9 protein-coding genes are annotated in these 11,624 nt (G+C 69.4%); 3 read left to right on the top strand and 6 right to left on the bottom strand.

Features of this window, described 5'->3' with window-relative positions; genetic code table 11:
- Positions 1–30: 30 nt before the first annotated feature.
- Positions 31–750: a GntR family transcriptional regulator gene (locus KF708C_RS24845; protein WP_059413607.1), complete on the bottom strand. Its 720-nt coding sequence runs from the start codon at positions 748–750 to the stop codon at positions 31–33.
- A gap of 225 nt (positions 751–975) precedes the next feature.
- On the opposite strand from KF708C_RS24845, the gene KF708C_RS24840 reads away from it, so the two are divergent.
- From KF708C_RS24840 to KF708C_RS24830, 3 genes are all read left to right on the top strand, one after another.
- Positions 976–2,190, top strand: a complete 1,215-nt coding sequence (locus KF708C_RS24840) for a pyridoxal-phosphate-dependent aminotransferase family protein (RefSeq protein WP_059413606.1) — start codon at positions 976–978, stop codon at positions 2,188–2,190.
- 194 nt (positions 2,191–2,384) lie between these two features.
- Complete coding sequence (locus tag KF708C_RS24835; RefSeq protein ID WP_059413605.1) at positions 2,385–5,432, top strand: FAD-binding and (Fe-S)-binding domain-containing protein; 3,048 nt, start codon at positions 2,385–2,387, stop codon at positions 5,430–5,432.
- Positions 5,433–5,544: 112 nt separating this feature from the next.
- Complete coding sequence (locus tag KF708C_RS24830; RefSeq protein WP_043367777.1) at positions 5,545–6,435, top strand: LysR substrate-binding domain-containing protein; 891 nt, start codon at positions 5,545–5,547, stop codon at positions 6,433–6,435.
- A gap of 43 nt (positions 6,436–6,478) precedes the next feature.
- On the opposite strand, the gene KF708C_RS24825 is transcribed toward KF708C_RS24830, so the two are convergent.
- The 5 genes from KF708C_RS24825 to KF708C_RS24810 all read right to left on the bottom strand — a co-directional run bounded on the left by KF708C_RS24825 (position 6,479) and on the right by KF708C_RS24810 (position 11,586).
- Complete coding sequence (locus tag KF708C_RS24825; RefSeq protein ID WP_059413604.1) at positions 6,479–8,161, bottom strand: L-lactate permease; 1,683 nt, start codon at positions 8,159–8,161, stop codon at positions 6,479–6,481.
- A gap of 145 nt (positions 8,162–8,306) precedes the next feature.
- Positions 8,307–9,377: a carbon-nitrogen hydrolase family protein gene (locus tag KF708C_RS24820; protein WP_059413603.1), complete on the bottom strand. Its 1,071-nt coding sequence runs from the start codon at positions 9,375–9,377 to the stop codon at positions 8,307–8,309.
- 85 nt (positions 9,378–9,462) lie between these two features.
- Positions 9,463–10,545 carry an enolase C-terminal domain-like protein gene (locus KF708C_RS24815; RefSeq protein ID WP_059413602.1) on the bottom strand — a complete coding sequence of 361 codons (1,083 nt, stop codon included), beginning with the start codon at positions 10,543–10,545 and terminating at the stop codon, positions 9,463–9,465.
- A complete protein-coding gene (locus KF708C_RS35900) occupies positions 10,500–10,796 on the bottom strand; it encodes a hypothetical protein (protein ID WP_156173938.1) in 297 nt (98 codons plus the stop codon). Before KF708C_RS35900 ends, KF708C_RS24815 begins: the two co-directional genes overlap by 46 nt.
- Before the next feature lie 94 nt (positions 10,797–10,890).
- Complete coding sequence (locus tag KF708C_RS24810) at positions 10,891–11,586, bottom strand: HAD-IA family hydrolase (RefSeq protein ID WP_059413601.1); 696 nt, start codon at positions 11,584–11,586, stop codon at positions 10,891–10,893.
- Positions 11,587–11,624: the final 38 nt, after the last annotated feature.

Below are 11,624 nucleotides of genomic sequence, written 5' to 3'. Positions count from 1 at the left end.
AGCGCGGCGGCCGGCGGCGGCCGGGCCATGTCAGCCCGGATGCGCGGCAGCGGGCCGGCGCTCTTCGTGGCGCGGCGCGGGCAGCGGGCCGGCCGCCACGGCGCCGGGCAGCACCGCATCCCGCTTGCTGCGCAGGTGGTCGCGCAGTATCCGCGCCAGCCTCGCGCCATCGCGCGCTTCGAGCGCGAGCAGCATCTCGTGGTGGTCGTGGATCGCGCTGTCCCACTTCGGCGCCTGCTGGTTCGAGCGGAACCGCAGCGCCTGCAGCCGCCGGTTGACGGCCGCGTAGGCCTGGCTCAGCTCGCCGTTGCGCGCCGCCGCGTTGATGCGGTCGTGGATCTGCTGGTTGCGGTCGTAGTAGCCGGCGAGGTCGTTGCGCGCCCGGCAGGCCAGCATGCCGCCGTGCAGCGCGCGGATCTCCGCCAGTTCGGCGGCGGTGATGCGCTCGCACGCCAGCTCGCCGGCAAACGCTTCGAGCCCGCCGAGCAGCTCGAACGCATCGCCGATCTCGTCTTCCGACATGGTGGCGACCGAGGCGCCGCGGTTCTGCGAAAGCTCGACCAGCCCTTCCGCCGACAGCACCTTCAGCGCCTCGCGCAGCGGCGTGCGGGACACGCCGATGACCTGGCACAGCTCGCGCTCGTTGAGCTTCTGGCCCGGCGCGAGCGCGCCCTCGACGATGCACCGGCGCAGGTGCGCGACCACGCTGTCGTGCAGGATGGCGCGCGTCAGCTTGCTCGGCGGCGGCATGGCTGCGCGGGTGAAAAAGACGATGCCGTGGGCATGGCGGTGTTCTCCGGTTTCATGAAAAAAATTCTACCGGAAACAGGCCGGAATCCGCGTTCAAGCGAGATTGAGAAAACTTCAAGGGAAGTTGCCGGATTTTAAGGGAGGGGTCTGCTAGATTGTATTCAAAATTCATTTCGCTTCATCGGAGCGATTTACCAGAGCGATTCCATCAGAGAGGAGAACGCAATGCTCAAGCTGGACTTCCATCCCGCCGGCCGCCACTACCTGCAGATTCCCGGCCCCAGCCCCGTGCCCGACCGCATCCTGCGCGCCATCAGTTATCCGACCATCGATCACCGCGGGCCGGAATTCGGCGCGCTTGGCCTGAAGGTGCTCGAAGGCATCAAGACCATCTTCAAGACCCGGCACCCGGTCATCATCTATCCCGCCTCCGGCACCGGCGCGTGGGAAGCGGCGCTGACCAACACGCTCAGCCCCGGCGACAAGGTGCTGATGTACGAGACCGGCCACTTCGCCACGCTGTGGGACAAGATGGCGCGCAACCTCGGCCTGCAACCCGAGTTCCTGGGCCTGCCCGGCATCGAGGGCTGGCGGCGCGGCGTGAACGCGCAGATGATCCAGGCGCGCCTGGAAGCGGACAGCGGCCACGAGATCAAGGCTGTGTGCGTGGTCCACAACGAAACCTCCACCGGCGTGACCTCGAACATCGCGGCCGTGCGCCAGGCGATCGACGCCGCGCGCCACCCCGCGCTGCTCATGGTCGACACCATCAGCAGCCTGGCTTCGGCCGACTACCGCCATGACGAGTGGGGCGTGGACGTGACCATCTCCGGCTCGCAGAAGGGCCTGATGCTGCCGCCCGGCATCAGCTTCAACGCGCTGTCGCCGAAGGCCATCGAAGCCAGCAGGCAATCGAAGCTGCCCAAGGCGTTCTTCGGCTGGGCGGAGATCCTGGAGATGAACAAGACCGGCTACTGGCCGTACACGCCGAACACCAACCTGCTGTACGGCCTGTCCGAGGCTATCGACATGATCCTGGCCGAGGGCCTCGACAACGTCTTCGCGCGCCACCAGCGGCTCGGCGAAGCCGCGCGCCGCGCGGTGCGCGCGTGGGGCCTGGAGATCCAGTGCGTGGACCCGGAGGTCTACAGCCCGGTGCTGACCGGCGTGATGATGCCGCCCGGCGTGGACGCCGACATGGTACGGCGCGTCACCTACGAGCGCTTCGACATCTCGCTCGGCGCGGGCCTGGGCAAGCTGCGCGGGCTGATGTTCCGCATCGGGCATCTGGGCGACTGCAACGACCTGACGCTGATGGCGGCGCTGTCCGGCTGCGAGATGGGCCTGAAGATCGCCGGCGTGAAGCTCGAAGGCAGCGGCGTGGCCGCGGCGCTCGACTATCTCGCCGGCCAGACCGTGCCGGCGCTCGCCAAGGGCTGACCGGGACGGCGGGCGGGCAGCGCTGCCCGCCCGCGACAAGAGCGCGCGCACGTGGCCGGCCGTGCCGGCAGTATCGCCGCCGCCGCGGCGCACGCGCATTCCTACAGGAGACAACCGCGCAGCCGGGCGCTGGGATTCCGCGCGGCATGGCTGCGCCGGGCCCGCGCCGCACGGCGCCGGGCCCAGGAACGATCATGAAAACCGAATACCTGCCTCCCTTAGTCAAGCCCGTCCACCTCGTGCCGTCGGCCGTGGGCTCCGGCAGTCCGCTGGCGCGCCGCCTGCGCAAGGAACTCCGGGGAGACGTCCTGTTCGACCGCGCCAGCCGCGCGCGTTATGCCACCGACGCTTCCATCTACCAGATCCTGCCGTTCGGCGTGGTGGTGCCGCGCGACCAGGCCGACCTCGCGCTCGCGCTGAACATCGCGCGCGACGCCGGCGCGCCGCTGCTGGCGCGCGGCGCCGGCACCAGCCAGTGCGGCCAGACCGTGGGCGAGGCGCTGGTGATCGACAACAGCAAGTGGCTCAACGACGTGGTGGACTTCGACGCCGCCGCGCGCACCGTCACGGTGGAGCCGGGCATCGTGCTGGACCATCTCAATGCGTGGCTCAAGCCGCACGGCTTGTGGTTTCCGGTGGACGTTTCCACCGGGGCGCAGTGCACCATCGGCGGCATGGCCGGCAACAACTCGTGCGGCTCGCGCTCGATCGAGTACGGCAACATGGTCCACAACGTGCTGGCCATCGACGCCATCCTGCCCGACGACACCCAGTTGCGCTTCGGCCCGGTCGCGCGCGCGCCGCAGGACGGGCGCGCCGCGCAGATCTACGCCGGCCTGCGCGAGATCGCCATGCGCGAGCGCGCCGAGATCGCCGAGCGCATGCCCCGCGTGCTGCGCCGCGTGGGCGGCTACAACATCGACATCTTCGATTGCCAGAACCCGCGCGCCTACAGCGACGACGGCCTGCCCAACCTCGCCCACGTGCTGGTCGGCTCCGAGGGTACGCTCGCCTACAGCCGCCAGCTCACGCTCAAGCTGTCGCCGCTGCCGGCGCACAAGGTGCTGGGCGTGGTGAACTTCCCCACGTTCTACCAGGCGATGGACATGACCCGGCACATCGTCAAGCTGGGGCCGGTGGCGGTGGAACTGGTGGACCGCACCATGATCGGCCTGTCGATGAGCAATCCGGCCTTCCGGCCGGTCATCGAGCGGGCGCTGGTCGGCAACCCGGAGGCGATCCTGCTGGTGGAATTTGCCGGCGACGAGCACAACGCGCTGCTGCGCAGGCTCGACGACCTCGTCTCGCTGATGGGCGACCTCGGCCTGCCCGACGCGGTCGTGCGCATGGCCGACGCGGGCGCGCAGAAGGCGCTGTGGGACGTGCGCAAGGCGGGCCTGAACATCATGATGAGCATGAAGGGCGACGGCAAGCCGGTCTCCTTCATCGAGGACTGCGCGGTGCCGCTGGAGCACCTCGCCGAATACACCAGCCAGCTGACCGAGGTCTTCCACCGCAACGGCACCGAAGGCACCTGGTACGCGCACGCCAGCGTGGGCACGCTGCACGTGCGCCCGATCCTGGACATGCGCCGCGACGGCGCCGCCAGGATGCGGGCGATCGCCGAGGAGGCCGCCGAACTCGTGCGCAAGTACAAGGGCGCGTTCTCCGGCGAGCACGGCGACGGCCTGTGCCGCGGCGAATGGGTGGCGTGGCAGTACGGGCCGAAGATCCACCAGGCCTTCCGCGACATCAAGGCGCTGTTCGATCCGGGCAACCGCTTCAGCCCGGACCGCATCGTGCAGCCGCCGCGCATGGACGACAGCGCCAACTTCCGCTTCCCGCCCGCGTACCGCGCCCTCGACCTGACCCCCAGCCTGGACTGGTCCGGCTGGAACGTGCTGCGCGACCCGCTCACCGGCATCGAGACCGCGCCGGGCACCGGCGGCGACCCCGCGCACGGGCTGGCCAAGGCGGTGGAGATGTGCAACAACAACGGCCACTGCCGCAAGTTCGACGCCGGCACCATGTGCCCGAGCTACCGCGTCACCAAGGACGAGAAGCACGTCACGCGCGGGCGCGCCAACACGCTGCGCCTGGCGCTGTCCGGCCAGCTCGGCGACGACGGCCTGGCCAGCGCCGAGGTCAAGGAGGTGCTCGACCTGTGCGTGTCGTGCAAGGGCTGCAAGCGCGACTGCCCGACCGGCGTCGACATGGCCAAGATCAAGATCGAGGCGCGCGCGGCCTGGACCCGGCGCCACGGCATCGGCCTGCGCGAGCGCATGGTGGCGTACATGCCGCGCTACGCGCCGGCGGCCAGCCTGCTGGCGCCGCTGGTCAACGCGCTGGACCGCGTGCCGCTGCTGTCGCCGCTGGTCAAGCGCTGGCTCGGCTTTGCCGGCGAGCGCTCGCTGCCGCGCTTCGGCAGCGCCTTCCTCGACGGCAGCCGCAAGGCCGCCGGCGGGCCGCTCGGGCCCCGCTCGGTGCTGCTGTTCGTGGACACCTTCAACAACTACATGGAGCCGGGCAACGCGCGCGCGGCGGAGATGGTGCTGCGCGCCGCCGGCTACGACGTGCACTACAGCGCGCAGCCCGGCGGCAAGCCGCTGTGCTGCGGCCGCACCTTCCTCGCGGCTGGCCTCGTCGACGAAGCCCGCGCCGAGGCCAGGCGCGCGCTCGACGCGCTCAAGCCCTACGTCGACGCCGGCGTGCCGGTGGTCGGGCTGGAGCCGTCGTGCCTGCTGTCGCTGCGCGACGAGTTCCTGAACTACGGGTTTGGCGACGAGGCGCGCAAGCTGGCGGACTCGGCCCTGCTGTTCGAGGAATTCCTCGTGCGCGAGCAGCAGGCCGGGCGCTGCGAGCTCAAGCTCAAGGCGCTGCCCGGCGGCAAGGCGCTCGTGCACGGCCACTGCCACCAGAAGGCGTTCGATGCGTTCCGGCCGGTGCAGGCCGTGCTCAAGTGGATCCCGGGGCTGCAGCTCGACGTGGTCGAGTCGTCCTGCTGCGGCATGGCCGGCAGCTTCGGCTATGAAGCCGAGCACTACGAGGCCTCCCGGGCGATGGCGGAGCTGTCGCTGCTGCCGGCGGTGCGCCAGGCCGGGGCCGGCACCATCGTGGTGGCCGACGGCACGAGCTGCCGCCACCAGATCCACGACGGCGCCGGCGCCGACGCAGTGCATGTGGCCTGCGTGCTGGCGGCGGCGCTCGATTTCGGCGCCGAGGCCATGCTCGGCGGCGGCTGAGCGCGCGGCAAGGCGGCGCGGGTTTGCGCCGCCTTGCGCCCGATAGCGATCCTGTATCATCGATGCCGGAGACCCGGCCGAGGCATCGGGCCGTCGAAAAAGAGTATCGCGCATGGCTTACAGAGTTCCCCCATTGCAGTGCCTGATGGCGTTCGAGGCGGTGGCGCGGCTGCGCAGCGGGACCCTGGCCGCGCAGGAGCTGTGCGTGACGCCGAGCGCGATCAGCCACCGCATCCGCCAGCTCGAAGACATCATGGGCATCGAGCTGTTCAACTCCGCGCAAGGCGGCTTCACCCTGACGGCCAGGGGATCGGAATATCTCGAAGTCGTCAAGGAAGCGCTGTCCGCGCTCAGCCACTATGGCGCGCGGCCCCGCTTCGCCGGCGAGGTCCGGCAACTGCGCGTGGCCGCGCCGCCGACCTTCGCGCGGCAGGTGCTGGTGCCGCATCTGGCCACCTTCCAGGCCGACCATCCCGACATCGAACTGATCCTGCAGCTCTCCGTGCCGCTGGTGGGCCTGAAGTCCGAGAACGCGGACGTCGAGATCCGCTTCGGCAACGGCAACTACCCCGGGCTGGAAGCGGTCAAGATCCTGGACGAGCCGGTCTTCCCGGTGTGCAGCCCGGCCTATCTGCGCGAGGTCGGGCCGTTCGCGTCGCCGGCCGCGCTGTCCGCCGCGCGCCTGCTGCGCTGCCCGCTGGAACCGTGGCGCCCGTGGCTGGTGGCGGCCGGGCTGGACTGGCCGGAGCCCGCCACCGGCGTGCAGTTCGTCGACCTGGGGCTGATGCTGGAAGCCGCCGTGAACGGCCAGGGCGTGGCGCTGGCGCGCCGGCGCATGGCGCAGAGCTGGCTCAGTTCCGGCGTGCTGGTGCCGCTGTTCGAGATCGAGGTGCGCTCGATCTACGCCTACTACATCATCTATCCGCCGGACTGCGAGGACGACGGCGACGTCATGACCTTCGTGCGCTGGATGACGGAGATCCTCGGCAAGCCGCTGGAATAGACGAAGCCCCGCCGCATCGCTGCGGCGGGGCGGCTTTGCCGCGTCAGTGGATCACCATGTGGACGAACGGCGGAACGTAGGCCTGCAGCGTGATGAACAGGCCGACCAGCACCGCCAGCGCCAGCGAATGGAAGAACACGTAGCGCAGGATGTCGCCTTCGTGCCCGTACCACTTGGTCGCCGTGGACGCCACCACGATTGACTGCGCGTCGATCATCTTGCCCATCACGCCGCCCGAGCTGTTGGCCGCCGCCATCAGATACGGCGACAGGCCAAGCTGCTCGGCGGTGGTCTTCTGCAAGCCGCCGAACAGCACGTTGGCCGCGGTGTCGGAGCCGGTCAGCGCCACGCCGAGCCAGCCGAGCATGGTGCCGAACAGCGGGTAGAGCACGCCGGTGTGCGCGAACGCCAGGCCCAGCGTGGCATCGAGCCCGGAATACTTGGTCAGGTAGCCCACGCCGAACATCGCGCAGATGGTCAGCAGCGAATAGCGCACCAGGTGGATGGTGCGCAGGTATTCCCGGAACAGCCGCGGCAGCGAGTAGCCCATCAGCAGGCCGCCGACAAGCGACGCGATGAGAATGCCGGTGCCGGCCATCGACAGGATGTTGAACGCGAACGTGGCCGATTCCGCGACCGGGGCGGCCACCACCGGCGGCATCTTCAGCACCATCTTGTCGAGGCCGGGAATGCTGTACTTCCACGCCCACAGCGCATCGAGCGCCTTCTTGACCTGCGGCACGCCCCACAGGAAGACCGACACCGTGAGGATGATCCACGGCATCCACGCCCTGGCCGCGGAGACGGTGCCCGCCGCCGTGCCGGCCGTGGCCGCCGCCGTGGCCGGCGCGTCGTGGTTCTCCACGTGCGAGTCGTCATGGTGCTTCTTGAGCTTGGTCGAGGTCCAGATCGTGCGCGGCCGCCATACCCGCATGAACAGCGTGAGGCTGCCCATCGACACCAGCGACGAGATGACGTCGACCAGCCACGGGCCGTGGAAGTTCGACACCACGTACTGCGGCACCGCGAAGCTGACGCCGGCCACCAGGATGGCGGGCCAGATCTCCTTCATGCCGCGGTAGCCGGCGAAGGCCCAGATCAGCCAGAACGGCACCAGCACCGAGAAGAACGGCAACTGGCGCCCGATCATGGCCGAGAGCTGCAGCAGGTCCAGTCCGGTCACGGAGGCCAGCGCCAGCACCGGCGAGCCGAGCGCGCCGAACGCGACCGGCGCGGTGTTGGCGATCAGCGCGAGACCCGACGCGGCCAGCGGCGAGAAGCCGAAGCCGATCAGGATCGCGCCCGTCACCGCGACCGGCGTGCCGAAGCCGGCGGCGCCTTCGAAGAACGCGCCGAAGCAGAAGGCCACCAGCAGCAACTGGATGCGCTTGTCCTCGGTGACGCCCGAGATGGACTGCTGGAGCGCCTTGAAATAGCCGTTCTGCGTGGTGAGCCGGTGCAGGAAGATGATGTTGAGCACGATCCAGCCGATCGGGAACAGCCCCGAGGCGATGCCGTAGGCGGCCGCCTTGCCGGCCACGCTGGCTGGCATGCCGAACACCGTGCAGGCGACGATGCCGCCCGCGATCAGCGCCAGGCCCGCGGCCAGGTGCGCCTGGATGTGGAAGAACGCCAGCGCCGCCAGCAGGACCACGACGGGGATGGCGGCCACCAGCGTCGAGAATAGGGGATTCCCCAAGGGGTCATAGATTTGACTCCAAGGCATGTTTTGTCTCCTTCGGATTTTTTATGTGTGTGGCTGAATCGATATGGCTTCGATACTTTGCCGGGGGGTGGCGCAGCGGGTGCTGCGCCGTGGCGCCGGCCGGCTCATGAACGGACCGGCCGGCGCGGATCAGGGGATCGGAAAATCAGGCGTTGTGGCGCGCCGGCGCGGCGCGCAGCGAGGCGTTGTTGATGACGTCGTCGAGGTCGTCCTCGTCTGCGCCCAGCGTGCGCTCCTCGGCATGGGACGAGAACTCGACCGGGGCGAGCGCGCGGCGGTTGACCTTCAGCTGGAACACGTCGAAGCGGTTGTAGTAGCCGACCACGTCCTGGAACTGCTTGGGCACCACGCACTTGGCGAGGTCGATGTCCGCGTAGACGATGCCTTCCTCGTCGCGGATCACTTCGCTGATGGGCTGGCCGTCCGGGCCGAGGATCATCGACACGCTCTTGGGCGATTCCTCCAGCAGCTGGCGCGCGCGCAGGTTGTCGCGGCTGATCATGTCGATGGCCTCCGGCGGCAGGAAGCCCGAGGCCACGATGTTGAACAGCTTGCCCTCGAAGGCATGGGCGCCGGCGCGCAGGCGGATCGCCGCCTCCAGGTCGTAGCCGGCTTCGCCCGGCGGGTTGGTCGGCCAGCGCGGCGAGAACGACGACACGTGCACGTTCTCGCCCTGCGCCAGCAGCGTGAAGCGCGCCAGCGCGTTGGTGTTCTCGCCGCACACCAGCGCGCCGATGCGGCCGATGCGGGTGTCCGACACGCGCAGGCCGTTGCCGTCGCCCGGGGTCCAGGTCAGCTTTTCCCAGTAGGTCGGGACCAGCTTGCGGTGCGCGTTGAGGATCGCGCCGTCGTCGCCGATCAGGATGTTGGTGTCCCAGATGCAGGCCGGGCTGGTCGGCGTGCCTTCGTTGATGCCGAGCGACACGAACACGCCGTGGCGCCGGGCGCAGTCGCGGATCTGGCGGATCTCGGGGCCGTTCACCTCGACCGCCGACGACGCCAGCTTGACGAAGAACTCATGCACGTCGACCGGCGCCCAGACGCCGGACCAGACCGGGAACGAGGAAATGAACGCTTCCGGGAAGGCGATCAGCTCGGCGCCGTTGCGCGCGGCCTCGGCGATCCAGGCGCAGGCCTTTTCCACCGTGGCCGGCGTGTCGAAGTAGACGGGCGCGGCATGGCAGGCCGCGGCCTTGAATTTCGGGTAGGTTTTCATTTGAGGTTGTCTCCGGTAGGAAAGCCGTTTCCGGCAAAGAGCCGCCTGACTGGCAGGCGAAGGTATGGGGCCAAGCCGCGCGGGATCAGGCGGCGAAGCGCCGCACGGCCGCTTCGTTCCAGGTGATGCCGATGCCCGGGCGCTGGCTCGGCACGGCATGGCCGTCGACTACCTCGAGGGTGTCGGCGAGCACGGCGTCGGCGATGCCGAAGTATTCGAGGTAGTGGGCGGTCGGGGTGACGCCGAGCAGGTGCGCGCTGGCTTCCTGGAAGAAGTGGTTCGACACCGGCACGCCGGCCGCGGCGCAGATGCCGGCCGCGTCCATCCAGCCCGAGATGCCGCCGACCTTCATCAGGTCGAGCATCATCAGGTCGGAGCAGCGCTCGCCGATGCTGCGACGGACCTCGCGCGGCCCGTAGAGGTTTTCGCCGAGCTGCAGCGGCGTCCTGACCGCCTCGGCGATGCGCGCGTGGCCGGCGAAATCGTCGCAGCGCGTGGGTTCCTCGATCCACGCCAGGCCTTCGTCGTCGAGCGCCTGGCAGCGGCGGATCGCCTCGGGCACGGAAAGCGACTGGTTGTAGTCGATCATCAGGCTGGCGCGCTCGCCGGTCAGCGCGCGGGCCGCGCGCACCGCCGCCAGGTCTTCCGCCAGCGTCGGGTAGCCGATCTTGATCTTGATCGCGCGAAAACCCGCGTCGAGCGCCTGCGCGATCAGCGGCCGCGCATCCTCGGCGCGCTCCATGCCGAAGCTGGCGTAGGCCAGCGTGCGCGACGGCGTGCCGCCAAGCACGCGCGACAGCGGCGCGTTCAGGAAGCGCGCATGCGCGTCCCACAGCGCCATGTCGATGGCCGCCAGCGCCATGTCGAGCAGGCCCGGCGTGCCGATCAGCACCAGCTTGCGGCGCAGCTCCGCCAGGTTCTCGCGCGGCGCCAGCGCGGCGGATTCAAGCTGCGGCAGCAGGTTCTTGAGCACCTCGACCACGCCCTGCAGGACCACCGGCGTGTACGTGAAGATGTAGGCGCTGCCGGTCACGCCGGCATTGGTCGAGATATCGACCAGCACCAGCGGGGCCTTGGCCATGACGCCGCTGGCGGTGCGCAGCGGCGGGTTGAGCGGCACGACTACCGGGCGGACCTGGAAGCCGCTGATTTGCGGGGAATCTGACATGTCTCACTCTGCTCGTTGATGGACTCGGTGGCGCTGATGGAGCGCGCCTTTTGTTCGAAGCCATGAAAGTATGCTTCGGGCAAACGAGTTTCGAGCCGGGTGATGCCGTGAAAGTATTTCACGAAAAATTGATGGGTCTTTCGATGGTTTTTTAATGGCCTTTCAATGGCTTTTTTTAATGACTGATGCAGGGCTGATCGGCGGTCGATTGATGGCTGATTGATGGCGGATCGGTGGTCGCCGATCGTCATTTAAATCGCAATTAACGGCCAACAAAAATGGGCGTCAACTTTCCGTGCGGTGCGTGCAGTGCGCGCAGGTAGGTGCAGGCAGGCGCAAACGGGCTCAAGCAGCCGGACGCGGCGCCCGGGCGGCGCGGAGCAGCGCGGGCAGGTCTTCGAAGCGGGCGGCAACCGCGCACGTGCCCTGCAGCGCGCCGAGGCGCCCATATCCCCATTGCGCGAAGACCGCCGGAATGCCGCAGGCCGCGGCCGCCAGCACGTCGGCCGGGTTGTCGCCGATCATCACGGCGGGCACGGCGCGCAGGCCGGCGCGCCGGATGGTTTCCGCCAGGTGGACCGGGGCCGGCTTGCAGGCCGGCACGGTGTCGCCGCCGCAGACCGCCTCGAACAGCGGCAGGATGCCGAGCTGCGCGAGGATGTCCACCGCCGCGGCCTCGACCTTGTTGGTGCACACGGCCAGCTTCCATCCCTCCCCGCGCAGCCGGTGCAGCGTGGCTTCCACGCCCGGGTAGAGGCGGGTCTGGTCGATCGGCGTGCGCAGGTAGCGCTCGACGAAGCGGTTCTCTTCCGTGCGCGTGATTTCCGCCGCGCGCAGCACGAAGGCGCGGCGCGCGAACACGCGCAGGCCGTCGCCGAGCAGCGACGTGGCCTCGGCCAGCGTCAGCGGCGCGAGGCCGCGCGCCGCCAGCGCGGGCGCGAGCGCCGCGGCGATGTCCGCCGCGGCGTCGATCAGCGTGCCGTCGAGGTCGAAGACGGCGGCGCCCTGCGGCGCGGCGCCGGTGGTTGCCTGTGCCTGCATCGTGTGTGGCCGCGGTGGCCTAGTGGGCCGCGGCATCC

It is taken from the genome of Cupriavidus basilensis (assembly GCF_000876015.1).
Classification (GTDB): Bacteria; Pseudomonadota; Gammaproteobacteria; order Burkholderiales; family Burkholderiaceae; genus Cupriavidus; species Cupriavidus basilensis_B.
This window is presented reverse-complemented; position numbering and strand designations above follow the sequence as displayed.

Excerpts from the sequence above, each read along its gene's own strand:
- KF708C_RS24845 (WP_059413607.1), bottom strand. The coding sequence starts at position 750 with ATGCCGCCGCCGAGCAAGCTGACGCGCGCCATCCTGCACGACAGCGTG.
- KF708C_RS24840 (WP_059413606.1), top strand. The coding sequence starts at position 976 with ATGCTCAAGCTGGACTTCCATCCCGCCGGCCGCCACTACCTGCAGATT.
- KF708C_RS24835 (WP_059413605.1), top strand. The coding sequence starts at position 2,385 with ATGAAAACCGAATACCTGCCTCCCTTAGTCAAGCCCGTCCACCTCGTG.
- KF708C_RS24830 (WP_043367777.1), top strand. The coding sequence starts at position 5,545 with ATGGCTTACAGAGTTCCCCCATTGCAGTGCCTGATGGCGTTCGAGGCG.
- KF708C_RS24825 (WP_059413604.1), bottom strand. The coding sequence starts at position 8,161 with ATGCCTTGGAGTCAAATCTATGACCCCTTGGGGAATCCCCTATTCTCG.
- KF708C_RS24820 (WP_059413603.1), bottom strand. The coding sequence starts at position 9,377 with ATGAAAACCTACCCGAAATTCAAGGCCGCGGCCTGCCATGCCGCGCCC.
- KF708C_RS24815 (WP_059413602.1), bottom strand. The coding sequence starts at position 10,545 with ATGTCAGATTCCCCGCAAATCAGCGGCTTCCAGGTCCGCCCGGTAGTC.
- KF708C_RS35900 (WP_156173938.1), bottom strand. The coding sequence starts at position 10,796 with ATGACGATCGGCGACCACCGATCCGCCATCAATCAGCCATCAATCGAC.
- KF708C_RS24810 (WP_059413601.1), bottom strand. The coding sequence starts at position 11,586 with ATGCAGGCACAGGCAACCACCGGCGCCGCGCCGCAGGGCGCCGCCGTC.